Genomic DNA, 24,008 nt, shown 5'->3' on the forward strand with positions numbered 1-24,008 from the left:
GCTGGACTGGCCTGCAGCCTAATTAGGCTGCATGGTCACCGTGCTCGACAACCGCCAGACGGCCGGGGTTTCGCCCCGGCCTCGGCATCCCGAAAAAGCCAACCGACCGGATACGGCCGTGCTGCCGAAACCGGATTGGATCCGCGTCAAGGCGCCCGTCTCGCGGGGCTATGCCGAGACGAAGGAGATCGCTCGGTCGAACAACCTCGTCACCGTGTGCGAGGAGGCGGGCTGCCCCAATATCGGCGGCTGCTGGGAAAAGAAACACGCGACCTTCATGATCATGGGCGGCATCTGCACGAGGGCCTGCGCCTTCTGCAACGTGGCGACCGGCATGCCGAACCCGCTCGACGAGAGCGAGCCTGCGAGCGTCGGGCGCGCGGTCGCCGCCATGGGTCTCAGCCATGTCGTCATCACCTCGGTGGACCGTGACGATCTCGCCGACGGCGGCGCTCTGCATTTCGTGCGCACCATCGAGGCCATCCGCGCGGCGGCGCCGGGCACGACGGTGGAAATCCTGACGCCCGACTTCCTGCGCAAGCCCGGCGCGCTCGAAGCGGTCGTCGCGGCCCGTCCCGACGTCTTCAACCACAATCTCGAGACGGTCCCGTCGAAATATCTGACGGTGCGGCCCGGCGCGCGCTATTTCCATTCCATCCGCCTCCTGCAGCGGGTCAAGGAACTCGACCCGACCATCTTCACCAAGTCCGGCATCATGGTCGGCCTCGGCGAAGAGCGGAACGAGGTCCTCCAGCTGATGGACGATCTGCGCAGCGCCGATGTCGACTTCCTGACGATCGGCCAGTATCTGCAGCCGACGCGCAAGCACCATGCGGTGATGCGCTACGTGCCGCCGGAGGAGTTCGCATCCTTCGAGACCGTCGCGCTCGCCAAGGGCTTCCTCGTCGTGTCCGCCAGCCCGCTGACGCGTTCGTCCCATCATGCCGGCGAAGACTTCGAGCGCCTAAAGGCGGCTCGTCTCGCCCGTCACGCCTGAGCGATCCCATGCCGAAATTCGAGACGACGCGCCCCGTCGCGCACACGCCGGAACAGATGTTCGCGCTCGTCGCCGACGTCGAGCGCTATCCGGAGTTCCTGCCGCTCTGCCAGCGGCTTTCGATCCGCTCGGAACGGGAGAAGGAGGGCAAGCGCCTCCTCATCGCCGACATGACGGTGGCCTACAAGCTGGTGCGCGAGACCTTCACCTCGCAGGTCCTTCTGAAGCCCGACGACCGCCAGATCGAAGTGCAATATGTCGACGGACCCTTCCGCTATCTCGACAATCGCTGGACCTTCAACCCGCGCGCCGACGGGGGCTGCGACGTCACCTTCTTCATCGACTACGAGTTCAAGAGCCGCACGCTCGGCATCCTGATGGGCTCGATGTTCGACTACGCCTTCCGCCGCTTCGCCGAAGCCTTCGAGCGGCGGGCCGATGCGATCTATGCCAGGACGGGACAGGTCACGGGCGCCGCCTGACGACAGTCGGTCCGGATGGAATGCGGCATCGTCTGACGGTGTCTTATCGGATGACCTGACGATCGGCGAGGCGGTCGAGGACCAGCTGCAGGGCCGTGCGCACGCTGGCGCCGCGCACGGCCGCTCGTCCGAGATCGCCGTAACGCTTCTCGACATGCAGGGTCGTTCCACGCATCGCGCAGGCGAAATGGACGAGCCCGACCGGCTTTTCCGCCGAACCGCCGCCCGGCCCCGCGATGCCGGTCACCGAGACGGCGATCCCGGCCGCGGATGCCCGCAGAGCGCCTTCCGCCATCGCGCGCGCCACCGCTTCCGAGACCGCGCCGTGGCGTTCGAGCAGAGACTCGTCGACGCCGATCATCTCGCGCTTGGCCGCGTTGGAATAGGTCACGAACCCGCGGTCGAAGACGGCGGAGGAGCCGGCGATACCGGTAATGGCGCCCGCGATGAGGCCGCCGGTGCAGGATTCGGCGGTCGCGAGCATGAGGCCGGCGTCCGAAAGGGCCTCGACGACGCGCCGTGCAAGCTCTTCGGTCTCACTCTCCATAGGAGACGCTCGCCGTGGCGATGGCCGCGATCCCCTCGCGCCGGCCGACGAAGCCGATCGTCTCGTTCGTCGTCGCCTTGACGGACACCCGCTCCAGATCAAGGCCGGTCATCGCCGCGATCGCCGCGCGCATGGCCTCGCGATGCGGGGCGATCTTCGGCGCTTCGCAGATCAGCGAGATGTCGGCATTCATGATCCGCCCGCCGCGCGCCGAGACGATCTCCACCGCCCGTTCCACGAAGATGCGCGAGGGCGCGCCCCGCCACTGCGGATCGCTCGGCGGGAAATGGTCGCCGATATCGCCGGCGCCGCAAGTGGCCAGAAGGGCATCGGTGAGCGCATGCAGGCCGACATCGGCGTCCGAATGCCCGTCGAGCGCCTGATCGTGCGCGATCCGTACGCCGCACAACGTGACGTGGTCGCCCTGCGTGAGGCGGTGGACGTCGTAGCCGTTGCCGGTGCGCACGTCGATGCGCCTGAAGGCGGAGAGTCGTTCGTCGGCCATCGCGATCTCCGTCGCCGTTGTGAGCTTGACGTTTTCGGCCGATCCCGCGACGAGCGCAACTGGAAGTCCCGCCCATTCGGCGACCGAGGCGTCGTCGGTGAAGGCGACATGCGCTTCGTCCGCCGCGCGCCTGTGCGCATCGAGGATCGCGGCGAAAGGAAATCCCTGCGGGGTCTGCGCGGCGTAGAGACCGGCGCGATCGACCGTTTCGCCGCTCTGGCCGCCCGCCGAGACGCGCTTCAGCGTGTCGGACACGGGCAGGGCGGGCAGGGCGGACAGGGTCGGCGACAGGGTTTCGACGACACGCGCGATGAGGTCCGCATCGGCGAAGGGTCGCACGCCGTCGTGGATCAGAACGGCGTCGGGGCGCTCCTCCGCCAGGGCCTCCAGTCCGCGCAGGACGGAGGTCTGCCGCGTCGCCCCGCCTTCGACGACCTCCACGCGGTCGGCAAGTTCGCCGACGGCGGACCTGAACAGGGCCCGGTCGTCGCCGTGGATCACGACGACGATCCGCGACACAAGCGGATGGAGGAGAAAGGTCTCCAGCGTCCGGCGAAGCACGGGTTTGCCGCCGATGCGGCGATATTGCTTTGGGCCCTCCGCCGACTGGCCGGCCCGTTCGCCCCGTCCCGCCGCCACGATGATCGCCGCCGTCTTCGCCTTCGTCATGCCCACTCCCGAACCCCTGCGTTCGCAGGCGCGATGGACCACGATCGGCGGTCATTTCGCAAGAGCAGCATGCTTGTCTTTTGAGCATGCCTCGATAGAGTACGACGACCATGACGCAGGAATCGCCACCTCTTCAAAATGCCTTCGCTTTGGGCGCCCGTGGCTGCCCGACCGAAACCGTTCGTGCGGTTCCCAACCTGTCCGGCCCGCTGACGATCGGGCCGCTCACTTTGGCCAATCGCAGCTTTCTGGCGCCCTTGTCGGGGATCACCGACGTGCCCTTCCGTCGCCTCGCGCGGCGTTTCGGCGCCGGTCTCGTCGTGAGCGAGATGGTGGCGAGCGGCGAGTTCGCGCGCGGCGTCGAGGAAAGCCGCATCCGCGCGATGCGCGACGGGCCGGGGATCCACGCGGTGCAGCTCGCCGGGCGCGATCCGCACTGGATGGGGGAGGCGACGCGACGGCTGGTGGGCGAGGGCGTCGATCTCGTCGACATCAACATGGGCTGCCCGGCCAAGAAGGTGGTCGGCGGCCTGTCCGGTTCGGCGCTGATGCGCGAGCCCGATCTCGCCCTGTCGCTGGTCGAGGCGACCGTCGCCGCCGCCGGTTCCGTGCCGGTGACGCTGAAGACGCGGCTCGGCTGGGACCGCGACTCGCTGAACGCGGCGGATATCGCGCGGCGCGCGCAGGAGGCCGGCGTGGCGATGGTCACGATCCACGGCCGCACCCGCTGCGACTTCTACGAGGGACGGGCGGATTGGCCGGCCATCTCCGCCGTGCGCGCCGCGATCTCCGTTCCCCTCGTCGCCAACGGCGATCTCGCCCATCCCGCCGACGTCGCGCCCATGCTGGCTGCCAGCGGGGCGGATGCGGCGATGAGCGGGCGCGGCTGCCAGGGCCGTCCATGGCTGCCCGGCCTGCTGGCGGGGGCGGTGACGAGGGCCACGCTCGAGGCGATCTCCTATGCCGATCTCGTCGCGGAGCATTACGCCGCGATGCTCGCCCATTACGGGTCGGGGTTCGGACTGCGCCACGCCCGCAAACATCTCGGCTGGTATCTCGACCGCTTCGCGGAGGCGGGCTGCGCCGTCTCGCCCGCCGAGCGCGGCGAGATCCTGCGCGGCGAAGCCCCGGACCGGATCGTCGAAAAGCTGCGGGCGCTCTTCGCTGGCGCCTCGCTCGCCGACATCGAACCGAGCTATCACGCGAGACTGACGAGAAAGGCGGCCTGATCCCTTGCAACGCCCGATCGAGCCTTCCCCCGCCGACCTGCCGCATATGCAGGTGCTCAACGCTCTCCCGCACCCGGTCTTCGTCGTGGATGCGGACGGGGGCTTCGTCTTCGCCAATTCCGACGCCGAGCAGTTCTTCTCCTCGAGCCAGGCCTCGCTCAAGAAGCGGCGCCTGCAGGATTTCGTGCCCGGCGACAGTCCGCTCTTCGCGCTGATCGATCAGGTCCGCGGCCAGGACGGGCGCATCAGCGAATATCGCGTCGACATCTCCTCGCCCCGCCTCGGCGGCGAACGGATGGTGGACCTCTACGTCTCCAATCTCGGCGACCGGCCGGGCTGCGTCGTGGTCATGGTGCAGCTGCGCACCATCGCCGAGAAGATGGATCGCCAGCTCACGCACCGCTCGGCCGCGCGCACCGTCACGGGCCTTGCCGCCATGCTGGCGCACGAGATCCGCAACCCGCTCTCGGGCATCAAGGGCGCCGCGCAGCTTCTCGAGATGCAGGCGAGCGACGAGGACCGGACGCTGACGCGTCTCATCCAGGAGGAGAGCGACCGCATCGTCAAGCTCGTCGACCGCATGGAGGTCTTCTCCGACCAGAGGCCCATCGAGCGCTCGGCGGTCAACATCCATTCCGTGCTCGAACACGTGAAGACGCTCGCGCGCAGCGGCTTCGCGCGCGGCGTCTCGATCTGCGAGCTCTACGATCCCTCGCTGCCGCCGGTTTTCGCCAATCGCGACCAGCTCGTGCAGGTCTTCCTCAATCTCGTGAAAAACGCCGCCGAGGCGGTGGGCGAGCGCGAGGGCGGCGAGATCAAGCTGACGACGGCCTACAAGCCGGGCGTGCGCCTCTCCGTGCCGGGCACGCGGGCGCGCGTGACGCTGCCGCTGGAGTTCACCGTCGAGGACAACGGCGCGGGCGTGCCCGACGACATCCGCGAGCACATCTTCGATCCCTTCGTCACCACCAAGCCGAGCGGATCGGGGCTCGGCCTCGCCCTCGTCGCCAAGATCGTCGGCGACCATGGCGGCGTCATCGAATGCGAATCCTCGCCGGGGCATACCGTCTTCCGCGTCCTCATGCCGGCCTGGACCGAGGCGCAGGAAGGCGAAGAGATGCTGCGGGCGAGACGGGTCTAGGAGATACGGCGATGTCCATGCAGATTCTCGTCGCCGACGACGACGCCGCCATCCGCACGGTGGTCTCGCAGGCTCTCATGCGCGCCGGGTTCGAGGTGCGCGTCACCTCCAACATCGCGACCCTGTGGCGCTGGATCGCGGCGGGCGAGGGCGATCTCGTCATCACCGACGTGCTCATGCCGGACGGCAACGCCTTCGACGCCTTGCCGCGCATCCGCAACACGCGGCCCGATCTGCCCGTCGTCGTCATGAGCGCGCAGAATACGTTCATGACCGCGATCAAGGCGTCCGAGAAGGGCGCCTACGACTACATTCCCAAACCCTTCGATCTGACCGAGCTCGTCTCCATCGCGCGCCGCGCCCTGGCCGAGCCCAAGCGCAACGCCAAGTCCGGTCCGCAGGACGACCTGCAGGACAATATGCCGCTCGTCGGCCGCTCGCCGGCCATGCAGGACATCTACCGGGCGCTCGCGCGCATGATGCAGACGGACCTGACCGTGACGATCACCGGCGAGTCCGGCACGGGCAAGGAGCTCGTGGCGCGCGCCCTGCACGATTACGGGCGCCGCCGCAAGGGCCCGTTCGTCGCCATCAACATGGCCGCGATCCCGCGAGACCTCATCGAGTCCGAACTCTTCGGCCACGAGAAGGGCGCCTTCACCGGGGCGCAGGCGCGGGCGAGCGGGCGGTTCGAGCAGGCCGAGGGCGGCACGCTCTTTCTCGACGAGATCGGCGACATGCCGATGGAGGCGCAGACGCGGCTCCTGCGCGTGCTGCAGCAGGGCGAGTACACGGTCGTCGGCGGCCGCGCCCCCATCGAGACGGACGTGCGCATCGTGGCGGCGACCAACAAGGACCTGCGTCAGCTGATCGGACGCGGGCTCTTCCGCGAGGACCTCTTCTACCGTCTCAACGTGGTGCCGCTGCGCCTGCCGCCGCTGCGCGAGCGCATCGAGGACCTGCCCGACCTCGCGCGCCACTTCTTCGCGCAGGTGCAGAAGGAGGGGCTGCCCTCCAAGACCCTGTCGCAGGGAGCGCTCGACGTCATGCGGCGCTACGCCTGGCCCGGCAACGTGCGCGAGCTGGAGAACCTCGTGCGCCGGCTCTCCGCGCTCTATCCGCAGGACGAGATCTCCGCCGAGATCGTGGAGCACGAACTCTCCAGCGAGACGGACCGCTCGCCGGGCTACGACAGCGACGGCGGCAAGACGATCGATCTCAGCGCCGCCGTCGAGCGCTACCTGTCGGACTATTTCGCCTCCTTCGGCGACGATCTGCCGCCGCCCGGGCTGCACAGCCGCATCCTGCGCGAGGTCGAGTACCCGCTGATCGCGGCCGCCCTGGCCGCGACGCGTGGCAATCAGGTGAAGGCGGCCGATCTCCTCGGCGTCAATCGCAACACGCTGCGCAAGAAGATCCGCGATCTCGACGTGTCCGTCGTGCGGTCGATCCGGTAGCTCGCCTGCATTTTCCTGTGTTCTCGTTGCGATTCTGACACATTCCGTTGCTTTCTAGCAACGGACGTTCTAATCGCACGGATCGATGACCACGCAGCCGAACCCTTCCGACAGCGCGCTGCCGTTCCTTCCGGAGCGCCGCCGCTTCCTGCTTCTGCCGGGCGTCCTCGTGGTCGTCGGGGCTCTCGTGACGGGCGCGATCTCCTTCGTCGTCCTGATGGGACTGACGCCGATCGCGCCGACCGATACGGTCGTCAGCATCGCCTCGGCGGTGAACGGCCTCTTCGTGCTGCTCCTGGCGGTGATGATCGGGCGGGAAGTGTTCCGCATGGCCGGCGCCCGGCGCAAGGGCAAGGCGGCCTCGCGCCTGCACGTGCGCATCGTCGTCCTGTTCTCGATCGTGGCGGCCGTGCCCGCCATCCTCGTCGCCATCGTCGCCTCGATCACGCTCGATCTCGGCCTCGACCGCTGGTTCGAGATCCGCACGCGCACGATCGTCGATTCCTCGATCAGCGTCGCGCGGGCCTATGTCAACGAAAACGCCCGCAACCTGCAGGGCTCCACGCTGTCGATGGCCTACGATCTCGACCAGCAGCGTCGGCTGTTCGATCTCGACCGCACCGGCTTCCAGAACGTCATGACCGAGCAGGCGCGGGGCCGCTCGCTCCTCGGCGCGCAGCTCCTGCGCAGCGACGGCTCGCCCTATCTGCGCGCGGACGTGCCGGTGGAGCGGGCATTGCCCGTGCCGCCCGCGGACGCGATGCGCCAGGCTTCGGAAGGCAATCTCGTCTTCATCCCGCCGGGCGTCACCAATCTCGTCGGCGCCATCATCAAGCTGCGCGAGATCGACGACACGTTTCTCTACACGGTGCGTGCCGTCGATCCGGAGGTCATCGCGGCGCTGCGCCTCATGGAGGAACGCTCGGCGGAATATTCCAGCCTCGAGGCCAACCGTTTCGGCCTGCAGGTCGCCTTCGCGCTCCTCTATTTCGGCATCACGCTGATCGTGCTCCTCTCGGCGATCTGGACCGGCATCGGCGTCGCCGATCGCATCGTGCGCCCCATCCGCCGCCTCATCGGCGCGGCCGACGAGGTCAGCGAGGGCAATCTCTCGGTGTCGGTGCCCGTGCGCGTGTCGGATGGCGACGTCGGTTCCCTGTCGAACACGTTCAACAACATGATCCAGCAGCTGCGCAGCCAGCGCTCCGAACTCGTCAACGCCAAGGATCTCATCGACGAGCGCCGCCGCTTCATGGAGGCGGTGCTCTCCGGCGTCACCGCCGGCGTCGTCGGCGTGGAGCGCGACGGCACGATCTCGATGATGAACCCGTCCGCCGAGCGCATTCTCGGCACCAGCGCCGAAAGCGCCGTGGGGCAGGGCCTCGCCGAGCTCTTCCCCACCATCGCCGAGGTGCACGGGGCGGCCCGCTCGTCGCGCCGGCAGGAGTTCCAGGACAATGTGAAGCTGCGGCTGCGCGACCGCGAGCGCATGCTCGCCGTCCGCATCACCTCCGACGAGAACGTGGAGGACGCCCGCTCCAGCGTCGTGACGATCGACGACATCACCGACCTCGTCGAGGCGCAGCGCTCCTCCGCCTGGGCCGACGTCGCGCGGCGCATCGCGCACGAGATCAAGAACCCGCTGACGCCGATCCAGCTATCGGCCGAGCGCATCCGCCGGCGCTACGGCAAGCGGATCGAGGACGACCGCGAGGTCTTCGACCGCTGCATCGAGACCATCGTGCGCCAGGTCTCCGACATCGGGCGGATGGTCGACGAGTTCTCCACCTTCGCCCGCATGCCCAAGCCCAAGATGGAGGATCGCGATCTGCGCGAGGCCCTGCAGGAGGCCGTCTTCATGCGCGAGATGGGCGATCACGGCATCTCCTTCGAGGCCGCGATTCCGAGAGAGGAGATGGTCGGCAGTTTCGACATCCGGCTTCTGAGCCAGGCCTTCGGCAATCTCGTGAAGAACGCGGTGGAATCGCTCGAGGCGACGCCGGACATCGCGGGCCGCGTGGTCGTGAAGGCCGAGCGCGAGGGCGGACGGTTCGTCGTCTCGATCGTCGACAACGGTCGCGGATTTCCGCGCGAGGATCGAGACCGTCTTCTCGAGCCCTATATGACGACGCGGGAGAAGGGGACGGGGCTCGGTCTCGCCATCGTCCGCAAGATCATCGAGGACCACGGCGGGACGATCGAACTCGACGACGCTCCCGACCAGCCTCAGGGCGCCATGGTGCGGATCACGCTTCCCGCCGGGCCGATGGCGGAGGCGCTCGCGCCGCGCCGCAAAGACGTTTCAGAAAGGGTAGCTTGATCGATGATGTCGGACATCCTGATAGTCGATGACGAGGCCGATATCCGGGAACTCGTCGCGGGTCTCCTCGAGGACGAGGGCCACGAGACGCGGATCGCCGGCAACTCGGACGCCGCTCTGCAGGCGATCGCCGACCGCGTGCCGAGGCTCGTGTTCCTCGACATCTGGCTGCAGGGCAGCCGCATGGACGGGCTCGACCTTCTCGACGCGATCAAGGCGCAGCACCCGGAAGTTCCGGTGGTGATGATCTCCGGCCACGGCAATATCGAGACGGCCGTTTCCGCCATCCGGCGCGGCGCCTACGACTATATCGAGAAGCCCTTCAAGGCCGACCGTCTCATCCTCATCGCCGAACGCGCGCTCGAGACCTCGAAGCTGAAGCGCGAAGTGTCCGAGCTGCGTCGCAAGTCGTCCGACTTCACCGAGCTCCTCGGCAAATCGCACGCGATGAACCAGCTGCGCTCCATGATCGAGCGGGTGGCGCCGACCAACAGCCGCGTCATGATCCTCGGGCCCTCCGGCTCGGGCAAGGAGATGGTCGCGCGCGCCATCCACGCGGGTTCCGCCCGAGCGCAGGGACCTTTCGTGGCGCTGAACGCCGCGGCCATCACGCCCGAACGCATGGAGATCGAACTCTTCGGGACCGAGACCCCGCCCGGTGTCGAGCGCAAGGTCGGAGCCTTCGAGGAGGCCCATCGCGGCGTCCTCTATCTCGACGAGATCGGCGACATGCCGCGCGAGACGCAGAACAAGATCCTGCGCGTCCTCACCGAGCAGACCTTCGAGCGCGTGGGCGGGTCGAAGCGCGTCAAGGTCGACGTGCGCATCATCTCCTCGACGGCGCAGAACCTCGAATCCATGATCGCCGACGGCCTCTTCCGCGAGGACCTCTATCACCGTCTCGCCGTCGTCCCGATCGCCGTGCCGCCGCTCGCCGACCGGCGCCAGGACGTGCCGATGCTGATCGAGGCCTTCATGAAGCAGATCGGCGAGCAGACGGGCATCCGTCCGCGCGAGATCAGCCCGGAGGCGATGGCCGTGCTGCAGTCGAGCGACTGGCCGGGCAATATCCGCCAGCTGCGCAACAATATCGAGCGGCTGATGATCCTCTCGCGCAGCGAGGATGCCGGGAAGACGATCTCGGCGGACATGCTGCCCAACGAAGTCTCCGACATGTTGCCGAGGACGCCGAGCCAGTCGAACGGGCAGATCCTCGCCCTGCCGCTGCGCGACGCGCGCGAGGTCTTCGAGAAGGAATATCTCGTGGCGCAGATCAATCGCTTCGGCGGCAATATTTCGCGCACGGCCGAGTTCGTCGGCATGGAGCGCTCGGCGCTGCACCGCAAGCTGAAGTCCCTGGGCATCTGACGCGGCGAACGGCGAGGGCCGGCGGGCCGCCGACGCGAATCGGCCTGGTCTCTCGGAGCGCGCGTTCTTCTGCCGACGCTCTTGTCGGGTGCCCGAGGTGGTCTTCCGGTCGGCGGCCGTCGTTCCGCGGTCTCGGGAGCCCTTCGCATGAGGAGACGGCGAGCTGCGCGGTCCCGTTTGGAACAGGCGGACGATCTTCCGCTTGCCGCGGCCAGCGAGTTGCATCAAAGCTTGGACCCGAAGCACGAAACCGTGACGAAGCCCGGACGAACCGGGCCGGCGCGAAGACGGCCTGAGCGGAGCCCGAACGGGCGACCGTCCTGCGGTCCAGCGCCATCGGCCAACGATAAGTCAAAAAGCAGGAAAGCCGACCATGCCCGAGCGCCCGCAGAACCTGCAGGATCTTTTTCTCAACACCGTCCGCAAACAGAAGATCTCGCTGACGATCTTTCTCGTCAACGGCGTCAAGCTCACCGGGGTGGTGACGTCCTTCGACAATTTCTGTGTGCTTCTTCGTCGCGACGGGCACTCGCAACTCGTCTACAAGCACGCCATATCCACGATCATGCCGTCGCAGCCCGTGCATATGTACGAGGGCGGCGAGGAAGACAGGAAGGTCTGATTGACGGAACATAAGGATACGCTCCCGCGGGCACCGATCGAGCACGCCGTCGTGGCGACGCGCGCGGGTGTCTTCGTGCCGGTGTTCAAGCAGCGGCCGAGCGGCGAGGATGGCGGGCAGGGCGTGTCGGACATCCACCGACGCGCCGACGAGGCTCGCCTCCAGGAGGCGATCGGCCTTGCCGCCGCCATCGATCTCCAGATCGTGGCCAGCGGCCTCGTCAGCGGCGCGCGCCCCAAGCCCGCGACGCTGATCGGCAGCGGCAAGGTCGAGGAGCTGAAGGCGGTGGTGGCGAGCGAGGAGATCGGCCTCGTCATCTTCGACCATCCGCTGACGCCCGTGCAGCAGCGCAATCTGGAAAAGGAGCTGAACTGCAAGGTGCTGGACCGCACCGGCCTGATCCTGGAGATCTTCGGCCGGCGTGCGCGCACCAAGGAGGGCAGTCTCCAGGTCGAACTCGCCCATCTGAACTACCAGCGTGGCCGGCTCGTGCGCAGCTGGACCCATCTGGAGCGCCAGCGCGGCGGCGCCGGCTTCCTCGGCGGGCCCGGCGAAACGCAGATCGAGTCGGATCGGCGCCAGCTGCAGGACAAGATCAAGCGGCTCGAGAAGGAATTGGAGCAGGTGCGGCGGACCCGCACCCTGCACCGCGCCAAGCGCAAGAAGGCGCCCCATCCCGTGGTCGCCCTTGTCGGCTACACCAATGCCGGCAAGTCGACGCTGTTCAACCGGCTGACGGGCGCGGACGTTCTGGCCAAGGACCTTCTCTTCGCGACCCTCGATCCGACGCTGCGCCGTCTCACCCTGCCGCACGGCACGGAGGCGATGATCTCCGACACGGTGGGCTTCATCTCGGATCTGCCGACCCATCTCGTCGCCGCCTTCCGCGCGACGCTCGAAGAGGTCATCGAGGCGGAAATCGTGCTGCACGTGCGCGACATGGCCGATGCCGACACGCAGGCGCAGGCCGAGGACGTGCGCAAGATCCTGCGCGACCTCGACATCGATCCCGACGACACCGACCACGTCATCGAGATCTGGAACAAGGTCGACCGGCTCGACGAGGCCGACCGCGCCAATCTCGACCTGCAGCGCGCCGGCCTGCCGCGCAACGCCACGGCGCATGTCGTCTCGGCGCTGACGGGCGAGGGCGTCGAAGCCCTTCTCGCGGACATCGAATCGCGCATCGCCGGCGATGTCGGCGCCGTGGAACTGGCGTTGGAGCCGGACTCGCTCTCGCTCGTCCCCTGGGTCTACGAGAACGCCTCGATCGTCTCGCGCGAGGACCGCGAGGATGGCGGCGTCTCGCTGACCGTGGAGATGACGACGCAGGCGCTGGCCGAGTTGCGTCGCCTCAGCGAGGCGAATGCCGGTCTCTCCGTGCGAACCGGCTGACGGTCCGATCCGGCGGACGCGGCACGTCCCGTGCCCGTCCGCCGGGATCAGCGTCGTTCGGCCGACTTCGCCGCCACCCAGGCCGCTTCCATCTCGTCCAGACTGCTCTCTTCGAGACTCTTGCCGCGTGAAGCGCAATCGGCCTCGATCGCGCCGAAGCGACGCCGGAACTTGGTGACGCAGCGCCGCAGCGCCTTTTCGGCATCGACTTCGTGGACGCGAGCCAGATTGACGACGCTGAACAGGAGGTCGCCGAGTTCGTCCTCCATCGCGTCCCGGTCGCCTTGCTCGGCCGCGTCCACGAATTCCTGCGTCTCCTCCCGGATCTTGGCGAGGATCGGCGCCGGCTCGGCCCAGTCGAAGCCGACCCCCGCGGCCTTGGCCTGAACCTTCAGCGCCAGCGTCAGGGCAGGGAAGCTCGCCGGAACCGTCGCGAGCAGTCCGTCCGGCACGCTCGCCGGCGCCTGCCCGCCGGGCACGTCCGACAGGCCCGGAGAGACCCGCCTGAGCTCGGCCCGTTCCGCCTTGTCCTGCGCCTTGATGCGCTCCCACTGGCCTTTCGCGCTGCCTGCGCTGCGCGCCTCGGCATCGCCGAACACGTGCGGGTGGCGGCGGATCATCTTCGTCGTGATGCCTTCCACGACATCGTCGAAGCCGAACAGGCCGCGCTCCTCGGCCAGTCGCGCGTGATAGACGACCTGAAGCAGGAGATCGCCCAGTTCCTCGCGAAGGTTCACCGCGTCGCGCCGTTCGATGGCGTCGGCCACTTCGTAGGCCTCCTCGATCGTGTAGGGGGCGATCGTCTCGAAGGTCTGCTCCACATCCCACGGGCATCCGGTCTCCGGATCGCGCAGGCGCGCCATGATTTCGACAAGGCGTTGAACATTTTGCGATGGGGTCATGCCGAGCAGGTCTCCGGGCGAAGCTGCCTCTGTGTGCGATGCCGAAGACCGTTTGCCAAGTCGCGCGACAGGACGGTGACGACAGCGCAGACGGTGGCGACCGAAAGGGCGAAGGCGGATCGCTTCGCCGATCCCGCGCAGATCGTTGGTTGGTTAGCCGCATGAAGATCGACGCGCGCGAACGCCTGCACTGCCGGCGAGATCGCGGGCCGATGCAATAGACTAGGGGCCGTGTAGATCTAAAGTTATGCTGTTTTCTTGATCTGGAATTTTGCAGTCTATCTGTGAACAGAACGGAAGCGAACCGCGCCGTTCGAGTCGACTGATCAGCGAGAGTTCGAAAGTGTCTGGAGTAGTCAATTCGCACCGATGCGGCAGCTCGACGGCGAAGCGTAAAAGGAATGTCATGGCATCCGAAGCAGAGGGAATGCCGTGCGTGTGGTGCGGACGACGACCGTGACGGCACAGTTCTCCGGGCGTATCGACCGAACTTCGCCAGAGCCATACTATCTTCAACTCGTCCGTCTGCTTGAGGCCGACATCGATTCCGGCCGCTACGAGGTCGGGGACCGCCTGCCCGGCGAGACGGAGATGTGTCGCGAGTTCGCGCTGGCGCGCTCGACGGTGCGCGAAACGCTGCGCTCCCTGCAGATGCGCGGCCGGATCGAGGTCGTCCCGAGGCGGGGCGCTTTCGTGCTCGGGGAACGCACGGTCGGCTGGCACATGGAACCGTTGAAGAGCTTCCTTCAGCTGAAGCCCGGCGTGCGAAGCACGGACATCTCCACGAAGGTGCTGAAGGCCGGCCTCGAGACGCTGCCGCCTCTCGCTGCGTCGCAGCTTCAGCTCGAGGAGGGCACGCTCGGCTTCGCGCTCCGGCGCGTGCGCAGCCTCGACGGGCAGGTCGGACTGGTCACCGACAGTTTCCTTCCGTCCGAATTCGCCAGCCTGCTGATGGCGACGAACGTCATTCACGGCACGGCGTCGCTCCACGATTCGCTGGCTGAGGCCGGCCATGGCGTCGTCGGAACGCAGAGCCACGTGGAGGCCGTGAACGCGCCTTCGGAGATCGCCGAGATGCTGCTCGTGGACGCCGCGACCCCGCTGCTTCGCATCAACGCCGTCTGCTGTCGCCAGGACAAGACGCCGGTCCACGCTTACACCACGTGGCTGCGCACCGACGTCGTGAACGTGACGCTCGTGGCCAGCATCCAAAACCACGAAATCTCCATTCCAAGGCCGGCCTCGACGTGACGGGCAACGGATGCTGCGGGGCATACCGGTCTCGTTGCGCGTCCTGAAACCTCCACGCGGGACACATCGTTTCTCCGGTCGAGACGATGGACGCGCGCGACAGGTCCTGTAAGGGCGGTGATCGTGACCACGAGAGAGGGAACCGCAATGAGCGGACAGGACACGGACCAGACATCGCAGGCGCTGGCTCGCATCGCCGGCGAGACCGGCTTCGGCGTGGAAGCCGTCACGGCGATGGCCTCCGCGATGCAGGCCGGCGGCGGCTCGATGGCGCAGTTCAACCATCCCGAGCTCGGCGGGTTCGGTCAGTGGTCCGCCGGCGGAATGCTGATGATCGGCGATATGTTCAACGACCGCCTGAAGGGTCGGGTGAGCGAACTTGCCGAACGCCTCTCCCATGCGATGAGCCGCGGCCAGCTCGTCCTTCCGGAACAACCGGGTCTCGGACCCCGCGGCGCCGGATCCTGGTGGCCGGCGAATCTCGGCACGCCGTCGTCGAGCGGCGCGCAGAACGGGCGACGCTATGCCGTCTTCACGCAGACGTCGCGTCTCGCCGTGGACGAGAACGGGACCGTCAGCGTCTACGACACGGGAGACCATCGCATCGGCGGCGTCTCGCAGCAGCAGGGCTCGGGGTCCGACCTGCGGTTCACGAGCCAGTCCGGTGTCGTGGATCTGGCGAGCCTGCGCAAGATCGAGACGGCCGAGCCGAACGGGCAGGGGCATGGCGCGGCTTCGCCTCCCCGAGCGCCCGCAGCCCCGACCGAAGGCCGGGACCCGCCATCCGCTCGCCATGGAGAGGCACAGCAGGCGCCGTCGCGCGATGCTGCGCCCGGAGATCCCCTGGATACGATCCGCCGCCTCGCCGAACTGCATCGGGCCGGCCATCTCAGCGACGAAGAGTTTCAGGCGAAGAAGACCGATCTCCTCTCGCGTCTCTAAGGGTTCACAACCGCAGCGTTCCGCCAAAGCCGCGCGATCCGTGCGACTTTGGCGGGACTCATGCTTATTGCTGGGATAAGATTCCCATAGGCCGTCGAGAGTGGGCGGCGGGATTGTGCGATCCTGTTCAACTCTCGCGTCGCCGCCCTTCGATCCGCTGGTCCGTGAGCGTCGGACGCTCCGAAGCAATGTCGGCCATACTCTCGCGTCGCTTCAACGGCCAGCGCTCGCGCTCGGGCCGCGTGACGATCGGCGGCTTGGCAGCGGCCGCGAGCTTTCTGCCGGACCGACGTGGCGACGATATCGAACTCGCGCCCATGGGCCTGACCGAGCAAATCTGGCGCGGACACGACTTCAAAAATCGCGGAGTATCATCGTCGACCATCGGGCGCTCGTTCAACGGTGCGACGATGCCGATCCGCACGCGTCAGTGTCTCGATGCATGGGCGTGTGACTCGAGCGGCCGCGGCATCGTTCCACTTGAGCGGACGCTGCAGGACGGAACACGCTCACCGGCCGGCCGGCGAAACGCGCCCGGACAGCTGGAGCACGCGCGAGGGGCAGTCGCCGGCGATACGCGCGCAGAAGAGCAGCCGACATCCGGCTCAAGCCAGAGACTCGCTGGGGATTTTTGCTGCTGGAAACGGCGCAGGGAACAAGGGTGGCGATCGGCGCCAAAGCGTGTGTTGCATAAGATAGATTATGGAACATATCCCTATCGGCCAAACGGTTCTCGTTTGAGGCCGCCGATCTGCTGGTGGACCGATTCTAGCCGATGCAGGTTTCCCGTTTCACCGGGGTTTCGCCTACGAAGTGGCTTTTCCACCGGGTTCGAGATCCAGACCGTCCGGCAGCGCGGTGCCGCCGGCGCCTTACCGGACCGCCGGTCGCATAACGCGGCCGAACGGAGCGGCCGGCTGGCATTTCGCTGTGTGGCTCTGTGGCGGTGCGCTCAGTCGCCGAGCGGAAATTCGATCGCCAGTCCGTCATAGGCCGGCCGGATATGCGGCGGCAGCTCGGCGCAGAGGCGGTCGTAATCCAGCGGGATATGCATATGCGTGAGCGTGGCGCTTTCCGGCGCGAACCGCGCCAGCCAGTCGAGCGCCTGGGCGACCGAAAGATGGCTCGGGTGTTCCTTATATTGCAGAGCGTCGATCACGACGTGGCGCGCGCCCATGATCCGCGCGACCGCCTCGGCGGGAAAATCGCTGACATCGCTGCAATAGGCGATCGGCCCGATACGAAAGCCGAGCGAATGGATCGAGCCGTGAGCCTGGCGGAACGCGTCGATGGTGAGTTCGCCGCCCGGTCCTTCGACGGCGAACGGCTCGCCGGGCCTTGTTTCCACCCAGCGCGCGATCGGCGGATAATCGCTGCCGACGGGCATGCGGAAACAGTAGGAAAACGCCTCGAAGAGCCTTTCGTAGGTCTCTTCGTCCGCATGGACCGGGATGCGGTTGCGCTGCTTCAGCATGAAGTTTCGCAAGTCGTCGACGCCGTGAATATGGTCGGCATGGGCATGTGTCAGCAGCACCGCGTCGAGACGGCGGACGCCGGCCGAGAGCATCTGCTCGCGAAAATCCGGCCCGCAGTCGATCGCCACGGTCGTGACGCCCAAGGGCCCGATCCGTTCCACGAGGGCCGCGCACCGCCTTCGACGGTTGCGCGGATTGGTCGGGTCGCAGGCCCCCCAGTCCCCGTCGATCCGCGGCACGCCCGGCGAGGAACCGCAGCCCAGGATCGTCAGCCGGAGCCGGTCGCTCACGCGGCCGACGCGGCCCGGCGCGGATCCGGGACCTTGCTGAAGAGACGGAAGAAATTGTCGGAGGTCGCCTCCGCGATCGCCGTCAGGTCGACGCCGCGCACATCCGCCAGAACCTGCGCGGTCTGGCGCACATAAGCCGGCTCATTCCGCTTGCCGCGATGAGGCGGCGGCGCGAGATACGGCGCGTCGGTCTCCACCAGAATCCGGTCGAGCGGCGCCGCGGCCGCGACATCCCGGATGGTCTGGGACGTCTTGAACGTCAGGATCCCGGAAAAGGACAGCGTGCCGCCGAGATCGAGCCCGGTCCGCGCCAGATCCCGCCCGGAGGAGAAGCAGTGGAGAAGAAAGGGAAAGGCGCCCTTCCCGCTTTCTTCCTCCAGGATCCGCCGCATGTCCTCATCGGCGTCGCGCGCATGGATGACGAGCGGCAGCTGCGTCTCGCGCGCGGCGGCGATGTGGTTGCGGAAGACGCGCGCCTGCACGTCGCGCGGCGCCTTGTCGTAGTGGTAGTCGAGACCGGCTTCGCCGATCGCCACGCATTTTTCCGCGCGCGAGAGCGCGACCAGCTCGGCGACGCTCGCTTCCGGTTCTGCCGCGGCATTGTGCGGATGGGTGCCGATCGACGAATAGACCTCGGCGAACTGGTCGGTGATCGCGGTCAGTCTCTCGACCTTCGTCACATAGGTCGAGATCGTCACCATCAGCCCGACTCCGGCCGCCTTCGCCCGCTCGACCAGCGCTGGACGCTCGGTCTCGAAATCCGGAAAATCGAGGTGGCAGTGGCTGTCGACGAGGAAGATTGTCATGGAGATCGATCGGAGAGCGGATGCGGTCGCAAGAAGTCTTGGATGGCCGGTCGACGGCCTTCGACATCGCTGGAGATAGCGCATCCCACCGTGCCGAACCAGTCCGGCACGCTCCCAGCCGAGGAGCCTTCGACGAAGCGGTGATCGATTTCCGCAATCGGTGCCGGATATCGTTGCGGACAGGATGGGATGATCGCCGACGGCGACCGCGATCAGGGAAGACGATCATGCGTGGGTTGCGACTTGCACTGCCATTCTCGTTCGCTCTGGCAGTCTCCGCCGTCATTCACCCGGGTTTTTCGATCGAACTGACGACGGTCGACGCCTCGAAGGCGCCTTGGTCGGCGATCGGGCGGATCAACAACAGCGCCTATGGGCGGTGTTCGGCCATCCTCGTCGGGCCGCGGACGGCGCTGACGGCGGCCCATTGCCTCTACAACGCGCGCAGCGGACGGTTCCTGCGGCCGGCGTCGATCCACGTCCTGTTCGGCTTTGATCGCGGTGCCTACGGGTTCCACGCACGGGTCGATTCCATCCGCATTCCGCCGGACTACGATCCTGCCCAGGGCGCGGCCGCGGCCCCGCACGACTGGGCCGTGCTCGGACTCAGCGAGGCGGTGCCGGCCCCCTTCGCGCCGCTGGCGCTTGCCGGCGACGAGCGCGACGCGGCAATGCCCGTGCAGGCGGCGGGCTTCGCGCAGGAGCGCAGCGAGGTGCTGACGGCCTCGACGCCCTGCCGGGCGCTCGGCGAAACCCGTCAGGGCCTCCTCGTCACCGACTGCCAGCTCTCGCACGGCTTTTCCGGTGGGCCCTTGATCGAGCGCGAGACGGGGAAGCTCGCCGGCATGGGCATCGCGATCACCAAGGCCGGCGATGCCGCGGTCGGCATCGCCATTCCCGCCTCGCGGCTGCGCCGGGCGCTGACCGAGCCGTGAGGCTCAGTCGGCGACGGTCTCCGTCACGAAGCGCGGGAAGATCGGTTCGGGAGCGGGCAGAGGGCGTCCCGGCTCCAGGCGGATGTCCGGCGTCAGTTCCGCGAAGGAGCGCTCGTCCATGCCGACGCCGAGCGTCGTCAGGAGCTTGGCGGCGCTTTCTGGCACGAAGGGCTGCAAGAGAAGGCCGACGCGGCGCAGCACCTCGGCCGTCACGTAGAGCACCGTCGCCATGCGCTCGGGATCGCTCTTGCGCAGCGCCCAGGGCTCCATGCCGGCGAAATAGCGGTTCGCCTCGCTGACGACGGCGATGATGCCGGCGAGCACCGTGTGGATCTCCTGCCGGTCGATCGCCTCGCGCGCCTTCGGCAGGATGGCGACGGCCGCTTCCAGCATCGCCTCGTCCTCGGGCACCAGCGCGCCCGGCCGGGGCACCCTCGCCTCGCAATGCTTGCCGATCATCGAAAGCGAGCGCTGGGCGAGATTGCCGACATCGTTGGCGAGTTCGGAATTGGTGCGGTTGACGATCGCCTCGTGCGAGTAGTTGCCGTCCTGGCCGAAGGGCACCTCGCGCAGCAGGAAATAGCGCAGGCGGTCGAGCCCGTAGGTCTCGATCAGCGACTGCGGGTCGACGACGTTGCCGACCGACTTCGACATCTTCTCCCCGCGGTTGAAGACGAAGCCGTGAGCGAAGACGCGGGCCGGCAGGGGCAGGCCGGCCGACATGAGGAAAGCCGGCCAGTAGACCGTGTGGAACCGCACGATGTCCTTGCCGATGACGTGAAGGTCCGCCGGCCAGAAGGCGGCGCGCTCGGCGCCCTCGTCGGGAAAGCCGGTCGCCGTCAGGTAGTTGGTCAGCGCGTCGACCCAGACATACATCACGTGCCGCTCGTCGCCGGGCACCGGGATGCCCCAGTCGAAGGTGGTGCGCGAGATCGACAGGTCGCGCAGACCGGACCTGACGAAGGACATGACCTCGTTGCGTCGCTCCGCAGGTCCGATGAAGGCGGGATTGCGCTCGAAGAGATCGAGCAGCCGATCCTGGAACGCCGAAAGGCGGAAGAAATAGCTCTCCTCCTCCATCCAGGTCACCGGCGCGCCCTGCGGGCCGTAGCGCACGCCGTCGACGCGAAGCTCGGTCTCCTCCTCCCCGAAGAAGGCCTCGTCCCGCACCGAATACCAGCCGGCATAGGAGCCCTTGTAGATGTCGCCCGCCTCCAGCATCCGCGTCCAGATGGCCTGGCTCGCGCGGCGATGGCGCTCCTCTGTGGTGCGGATGAAGTCGTCGTTCGAGCTGCCGAGCGCTCGCCCCATCGCCTGGAAGGCGGCGGCGTTGCGGTCGGCGAGGTCCTTCGGCGCGATGCCCTGATCGCGCGCCGTCTGCAGCATCTTGATGCCGTGCTCGTCGGTTCCGGTGAGGAAGAGCACGTCGTAGCCGTCGAGCCGCTTGAAGCGGGCCAGCGCGTCGGTCGCGATCAACTCGTAGGCATGCCCGATATGCGGCTGGCCGTTCGGATAGGAGATCGCGGTGGTGATGTAGAAGCGTTCGGCCATGAAGCTCGGTTCTGCGGAGAGGCGACGGGAAGGATCAGGGCCGCACATAGCGCGTCGCGCCGGAGCCCTCAATGCGCAAGCGTCGCGCGCGTGCCCGAGCGTGCCTCGAAGAGACCGGCCACGAGCGTCAGGACGGCCTGACGGCGATCGAGATTGTAGGCCGCGGCCACGCGCAGCCGCTCGCTCTCGCTTGCGTGATACGCGGCAAGCCGCGCCGCGCTTGCCTTCTGGCCGGCGGACAGAAGCCGCTCGCTCTCCCCCGCGATCGCCTGCAGGAGCGATTCGAGCAGCAGGTCGTAACCGGCCTCGCGGCCCTTGGCCGTCAGCGCGTCGGCGAGCGCCTGGATCTGGTTCCAGTCCGGCCGCTCGGGAGCCAGAACGGCCTCCAGCCGCGTCGCGATCTCCAGCCCGCCGTTCTCCAGCATGGCGACGGCGCGGCGCACGCTGCCCTGGCCGAGCTCCGCGGCGCGGGCACGCTCCTGCGCGCTGTGGCCCGGCAGCACGGTCTCGAGCGCCGCCAAGAGATCCGACGGCGGCAGCGGCGCGAAGCGCAGCATGCGGCAGCGCGAGCGGATCGTCGGCAGGAGGCGCCCGGCGCTGTGATTGACGATGAGGAACAGCGCCTTCGTCGGCGGCTCCTCCAGCATCTTCAGGAGCGCGTTGGCCGCGCTGCGGTTCATGTCGTCGACCGGATCGACGATGGCGACGCGATAGGCGCCCTCGCCCGGCGTCGACTGAAAGAACCGGTTGAGACGGCGGACCTCGTCGACCGTGATCTGAGTGCGAAATCCCGGGCCCCGCTCGGCGGCCGGTCGCGTCAGGTGAAGGAGGTTCGGATGACTGCCGAGGGCGACCTGCCGGAACACCGCCTCGCCGTCGCGGCCGCCGTGTGCGAGAACCGTGCGCGCGAAGTCGAAGGCGACCGTCGCCTTGCCGATGCCGCGCGGCCCCTGCAGCAGCCAGGCATGGTGCAGCCGACCGCTGTCCAGCGCCTGCGCCAGCTCGCGCCGCGCGTCCCGATGCCCGACGCTTTCGCGCGTCGCCTGCGGGGGCGGCACGCCGTCCATGTCGTCGTGCGCGGCCTGAAGTTCGAGATCGTCCGCCACGCTCAGGTCCTGGAGCCGGCGCGCGGCGCGGCTCCGAAGGAGCGGCTGATCGCCTCGAAGCGGCGCGCCTCCAGCCGGTCCTCGACGAGGTCGGCGATCTCGCGAGCAATGGTCTCGGCATCGCGCGCCGCATCGACGACGAGGCAGCGGTCCGGCTCCTCCCGCGCGATGGCGAGGAAGGCGCGGCGTCGACGCTCCTGAAGGTCCAGATCGTCCTTCTCGAACCGGTCCGCGCGCGCAGCGCCACGGCGCACCGCCGCCCGTTCCAGCCCGATACGCGCCGGCAGGTCGAGGATGAAGGTCACGTCCGGCACGATCGAACCCAGCGTCACGCGCTCCAGCCGCGCGAGGAACGCGGCATCCACGCCGCCGTCGAGCCCCTGATAGACGCGTGTCGAATCGTGGAACCGGTCGCACAGGACGACGGCGCCCGCGGCGAGCGCGGGGACGATGACGGACTGGATATGGTCGATGCGTGCCGCCGCGAAGAGCACGGCTTCGAGCTTGGCGCCGTAGCGCTCCGCGCCGCCGGACAGGACGAGTTCGCGCACGGCGTCCGCGCCCGGCGTCCCGCCGGGTTCGCGCGTCTCGACCACGGCATGCCCGCCCTCGCGCAGGCGCCGCGCGAGGGCGGCGAGCTGCGTCGACTTGCCTCCGCCCTCGCCCCCTTCGAAGCTGACGAAGAGGCCGCCCTCGCCCGACATCGGCGCCCCGCTCAAAAGGCCCGCACCCAGCCGAAGGCGAGCTCGCGCATGGCGCCGAGCGCCCGCTCGGCGAATCCACCGGTCTCGACATCGGCACCGGCCACGAGATCGCGCCTCACGCTCGTCTGGTCGTCCATCCGGATCTCGAGGTCCCCGATCTTGGCGCCCTTGGCGATGGGCGCCAGCAAGGGCGCATCGTAGCGGATCCGAGCGGAGATCCGGTCCGGCTTGTCGGTGGGCACGAAGGCATCCACGGTCTCGGGCACCGTCAGGACGACGCCGGAGGCGGCGCCGCCGAAGACCGGCGCCGTGCCCACCGGCTGGCCGGCGACGAACAGTTCCTGGAAGCGGAACCCGTCGCGCGCCCAGAGAAGCAGCTTGCGCGCTTCGCTGGCGCGTTCCTTGGCCGTCGGAAGACCGGAGAGGATGACGAAGGTGCGCCGGTCCTGCGGCCCGGCCACGCCGACGATCGAATAGCCGGACGCCTCGGTGAAGCCCGTCTCCATTCCGTCCGCGCCCACGTCCATCGACAGAAGCGGATTGCGGTTGCGCTGGAAGATTTTGTTCCACTCGAACGAGGGCTCGGCATAGATCCGGTAGAGGTCCGGGTACTGCGTCTCGATATGGCGCGCGAGGCGGAAGAGATCGCGTGCGGTGACCACCTGGCCCTCCGCCGGAAGACCCGTCGGATTGACGAACCGCGAGCCGGTCATGCCGAGTTCGGCGGCCCGCTCGTTCATCCGCGCGGCGAAGGCGGCTTCCGAGCCCGCCATGCCCTCCGCCAGGATGATCGCGCCGTCGTTCGCCGACTGGATGATCGTGCCGCGGATGAGCGCGTCGACGGGGACCTGCGAGCGCACGGCCGCGAACATCGTCGACGTTCCCGAGGGCGCCCCGCCCGTGCGCCAGGCGTGATCGCTGACGGGGAAGGTCTGGTCGAGCCGCAGCGTGCCGTCCTTCAGCGCCGCGAAGACGATCTCCATCATCATCATCTTGGCGAGCGAGGCGGGCGGGAAAGGCGCGTCGGGCTCCTTCTGGAGCAGGACGGCCCCGGTCGCCCCATCGACGACGAAGGCCGATTTCGCCGTCGTCTCGATCATCGGCGCGACAGGCGCGTCGCGCGCGAGCGCCGGGGCGGCGGAAATGGCCGCTCCCGAAAGCATGAGGCTCGCGGCGAGCGCGACAAGGAGGGGGCGACGGAAAGGTCCGGGCATGGGGAAGGCAGACCTCGTCCGAAACAGGCGGGAGACTTGGCGCCCAAACTAGTCGCCCTCGGGCGAGCCCGCAACGCTCCGGCATCCGCGGCACACAGGT

Annotated in this window: 21 protein-coding genes; 12 read left to right on the forward strand and 9 right to left on the reverse strand. The window is 68.0% G+C overall.

Annotation, left to right across the window (positions count from 1 at the left end):
* Window positions 1-31 precede the first annotated feature (31 nt).
* Window positions 32-997 (forward strand): lipoyl synthase, encoded by a 966-nt coding sequence (lipA, locus tag ASG48_RS14125; protein ID WP_055851037.1) that lies wholly within the window; start codon window positions 32-34, stop codon window positions 995-997.
* Window positions 998-1,005: 8 nt separating this feature from the next.
* On the forward strand, window positions 1,006-1,479 hold the full coding sequence (locus ASG48_RS14130) for a type II toxin-antitoxin system RatA family toxin (RefSeq protein WP_055851038.1): 474 nt from the start codon (window positions 1,006-1,008) through the stop codon (window positions 1,477-1,479).
* Between the two features lie 43 nt (window positions 1,480-1,522).
* Here the strand turns inward: ASG48_RS14130 and ASG48_RS14135 are convergent, their stop codons facing one another.
* The gene (locus tag ASG48_RS14135) at window positions 1,523-2,026 is read right to left on the reverse strand and encodes a CinA family protein (protein ID WP_055851041.1); all 504 of its coding nucleotides are present in this window, start codon (window positions 2,024-2,026) and stop codon (window positions 1,523-1,525) included.
* Entirely contained in the window at window positions 2,016-3,200 is a 1,185-nt protein-coding gene (locus ASG48_RS14140; RefSeq protein WP_055851044.1) for a bifunctional 2-C-methyl-D-erythritol 4-phosphate cytidylyltransferase/2-C-methyl-D-erythritol 2,4-cyclodiphosphate synthase, read from the reverse strand. Before ASG48_RS14140 ends, ASG48_RS14135 begins: the two co-directional genes overlap by 11 nt.
* 197 nt (window positions 3,201-3,397) lie before the next feature.
* Between ASG48_RS14140 and dusB the strand changes: the two genes are divergently transcribed.
* The 7 genes from dusB (at window position 3,398) to hflX (ending at window position 12,732) form a co-directional block, all read left to right on the forward strand.
* Window positions 3,398-4,429 (forward strand): tRNA dihydrouridine synthase DusB, encoded by a 1,032-nt coding sequence (dusB, locus tag ASG48_RS14145; RefSeq protein ID WP_055851362.1) that lies wholly within the window; start codon window positions 3,398-3,400, stop codon window positions 4,427-4,429.
* A gap of 46 nt (window positions 4,430-4,475) precedes the next feature.
* Entirely contained in the window at window positions 4,476-5,570 is a 1,095-nt protein-coding gene (locus ASG48_RS14150) for a nitrogen regulation protein NR(II) (RefSeq protein ID WP_055851047.1), read from the forward strand.
* Window positions 5,571-5,581: 11 nt separating this feature from the next.
* Entirely contained in the window at window positions 5,582-7,027 is a 1,446-nt protein-coding gene (gene ntrC, locus ASG48_RS14155; RefSeq protein WP_055851050.1) for a nitrogen regulation protein NR(I), read from the forward strand.
* An 85-nt stretch (window positions 7,028-7,112) separates the two neighbouring features.
* Window positions 7,113-9,347 (forward strand): PAS domain-containing sensor histidine kinase, encoded by a 2,235-nt coding sequence (locus tag ASG48_RS14160; RefSeq protein ID WP_055851053.1) that lies wholly within the window; start codon window positions 7,113-7,115, stop codon window positions 9,345-9,347.
* 3 nt (window positions 9,348-9,350) lie between these two features.
* Complete coding sequence (locus ASG48_RS14165; RefSeq protein WP_055851057.1) at window positions 9,351-10,715, forward strand: sigma-54 dependent transcriptional regulator; 1,365 nt, start codon at window positions 9,351-9,353, stop codon at window positions 10,713-10,715.
* Between the two features lie 373 nt (window positions 10,716-11,088).
* Window positions 11,089-11,337 carry an RNA chaperone Hfq gene (hfq, locus tag ASG48_RS14170; protein ID WP_055851059.1) on the forward strand — a complete coding sequence of 83 codons (249 nt, stop codon included), beginning with the start codon at window positions 11,089-11,091 and terminating at the stop codon, window positions 11,335-11,337.
* Complete coding sequence (gene hflX, locus ASG48_RS14175) at window positions 11,338-12,732, forward strand: GTPase HflX (protein ID WP_156381613.1); 1,395 nt, start codon at window positions 11,338-11,340, stop codon at window positions 12,730-12,732.
* A 47-nt stretch (window positions 12,733-12,779) separates the two neighbouring features.
* Here hflX and mazG read toward each other — a convergent pair whose 3' ends face one another.
* Entirely contained in the window at window positions 12,780-13,634 is an 855-nt protein-coding gene (mazG, locus tag ASG48_RS14180) for a nucleoside triphosphate pyrophosphohydrolase (RefSeq protein WP_055851061.1), read from the reverse strand.
* A gap of 456 nt (window positions 13,635-14,090) precedes the next feature.
* Here mazG and ASG48_RS14185 point away from each other — a divergent pair, with 456 nt between their 5' ends.
* Window positions 14,091-14,885, forward strand: a complete 795-nt coding sequence (locus tag ASG48_RS14185; protein WP_244486906.1) for a GntR family transcriptional regulator — start codon at window positions 14,091-14,093, stop codon at window positions 14,883-14,885.
* A 147-nt stretch (window positions 14,886-15,032) separates the two neighbouring features.
* On the forward strand, window positions 15,033-15,827 hold the full coding sequence (locus ASG48_RS14190; protein ID WP_055851064.1) for an SHOCT domain-containing protein: 795 nt from the start codon (window positions 15,033-15,035) through the stop codon (window positions 15,825-15,827).
* A 952-nt stretch (window positions 15,828-16,779) separates the two neighbouring features.
* Here ASG48_RS14190 and ASG48_RS14195 read toward each other — a convergent pair.
* Window positions 16,780-17,592 carry an MBL fold metallo-hydrolase gene (locus ASG48_RS14195; RefSeq protein WP_055851067.1) on the reverse strand — a complete coding sequence of 271 codons (813 nt, stop codon included), beginning with the start codon at window positions 17,590-17,592 and terminating at the stop codon, window positions 16,780-16,782.
* The gene (locus tag ASG48_RS14200; RefSeq protein WP_055851069.1) at window positions 17,589-18,398 is read right to left on the reverse strand and encodes a TatD family hydrolase; all 810 of its coding nucleotides are present in this window, start codon (window positions 18,396-18,398) and stop codon (window positions 17,589-17,591) included. Before ASG48_RS14200 ends, ASG48_RS14195 begins: the two co-directional genes overlap by 4 nt.
* Window positions 18,399-18,538: 140 nt before the next feature.
* On the opposite strand from ASG48_RS14200, the gene ASG48_RS14205 reads away from it, so the two are divergent.
* Window positions 18,539-19,333, forward strand: a complete 795-nt coding sequence (locus ASG48_RS14205) for a trypsin-like peptidase domain-containing protein (RefSeq protein ID WP_162243933.1) — start codon at window positions 18,539-18,541, stop codon at window positions 19,331-19,333.
* A 3-nt stretch (window positions 19,334-19,336) separates the two neighbouring features.
* Here the strand turns inward: ASG48_RS14205 and metG are convergent, their stop codons facing one another.
* The 4 genes from metG to ASG48_RS14225 all read right to left on the reverse strand — a co-directional run bounded on the left by metG (window position 19,337) and on the right by ASG48_RS14225 (window position 23,908).
* Entirely contained in the window at window positions 19,337-20,884 is a 1,548-nt protein-coding gene (gene metG, locus ASG48_RS14210) for a methionine--tRNA ligase (RefSeq protein ID WP_055851075.1), read from the reverse strand.
* 68 nt (window positions 20,885-20,952) lie between these two features.
* On the reverse strand, window positions 20,953-21,990 hold the full coding sequence (locus tag ASG48_RS14215) for a DNA polymerase III subunit delta' (protein ID WP_082529482.1): 1,038 nt from the start codon (window positions 21,988-21,990) through the stop codon (window positions 20,953-20,955).
* A 2-nt stretch (window positions 21,991-21,992) separates the two neighbouring features.
* Window positions 21,993-22,694: a dTMP kinase gene (tmk, locus tag ASG48_RS14220; RefSeq protein WP_055851078.1), complete on the reverse strand. Its 702-nt coding sequence runs from the start codon at window positions 22,692-22,694 to the stop codon at window positions 21,993-21,995.
* Between the two features lie 11 nt (window positions 22,695-22,705).
* On the reverse strand, window positions 22,706-23,908 hold the full coding sequence (locus tag ASG48_RS14225) for a D-alanyl-D-alanine carboxypeptidase family protein (protein ID WP_082529483.1): 1,203 nt from the start codon (window positions 23,906-23,908) through the stop codon (window positions 22,706-22,708).
* Window positions 23,909-24,008 lie beyond the last annotated feature (100 nt).

This window comes from Aurantimonas sp. Leaf443 (assembly GCF_001425575.1).
GTDB lineage: Bacteria > Pseudomonadota > Alphaproteobacteria > Rhizobiales > Rhizobiaceae > Leaf443.

Excerpts from the sequence above, each read along its gene's own strand:
- ASG48_RS14140 (WP_055851044.1), bottom strand. The coding sequence starts at position 3,200 with ATGACGAAGGCGAAGACGGCGGCGATCATCGTGGCGGCGGGACGGGGC.
- ntrC (WP_055851050.1), top strand. The coding sequence starts at position 5,582 with ATGTCCATGCAGATTCTCGTCGCCGACGACGACGCCGCCATCCGCACG.
- ASG48_RS14165 (WP_055851057.1), top strand. The coding sequence starts at position 9,351 with ATGATGTCGGACATCCTGATAGTCGATGACGAGGCCGATATCCGGGAA.
- ASG48_RS14135 (WP_055851041.1), bottom strand. The coding sequence starts at position 2,026 with ATGGAGAGTGAGACCGAAGAGCTTGCACGGCGCGTCGTCGAGGCCCTT.
- mazG (WP_055851061.1), bottom strand. The coding sequence starts at position 13,634 with ATGACCCCATCGCAAAATGTTCAACGCCTTGTCGAAATCATGGCGCGC.
- tmk (WP_055851078.1), bottom strand. The coding sequence starts at position 22,694 with ATGTCGGGCGAGGGCGGCCTCTTCGTCAGCTTCGAAGGGGGCGAGGGC.
- ASG48_RS14200 (WP_055851069.1), bottom strand. The coding sequence starts at position 18,398 with ATGACAATCTTCCTCGTCGACAGCCACTGCCACCTCGATTTTCCGGAT.
- hfq (WP_055851059.1), top strand. The coding sequence starts at position 11,089 with ATGCCCGAGCGCCCGCAGAACCTGCAGGATCTTTTTCTCAACACCGTC.
- ASG48_RS14225 (WP_082529483.1), bottom strand. The coding sequence starts at position 23,908 with ATGCCCGGACCTTTCCGTCGCCCCCTCCTTGTCGCGCTCGCCGCGAGC.
- ASG48_RS14160 (WP_055851053.1), top strand. The coding sequence starts at position 7,113 with ATGACCACGCAGCCGAACCCTTCCGACAGCGCGCTGCCGTTCCTTCCG.
- ASG48_RS14150 (WP_055851047.1), top strand. The coding sequence starts at position 4,476 with ATGCAGGTGCTCAACGCTCTCCCGCACCCGGTCTTCGTCGTGGATGCG.
- ASG48_RS14130 (WP_055851038.1), top strand. The coding sequence starts at position 1,006 with ATGCCGAAATTCGAGACGACGCGCCCCGTCGCGCACACGCCGGAACAG.
- ASG48_RS14190 (WP_055851064.1), top strand. The coding sequence starts at position 15,033 with ATGAGCGGACAGGACACGGACCAGACATCGCAGGCGCTGGCTCGCATC.
- lipA (WP_055851037.1), top strand. The coding sequence starts at position 32 with ATGGTCACCGTGCTCGACAACCGCCAGACGGCCGGGGTTTCGCCCCGG.
- metG (WP_055851075.1), bottom strand. The coding sequence starts at position 20,884 with ATGGCCGAACGCTTCTACATCACCACCGCGATCTCCTATCCGAACGGC.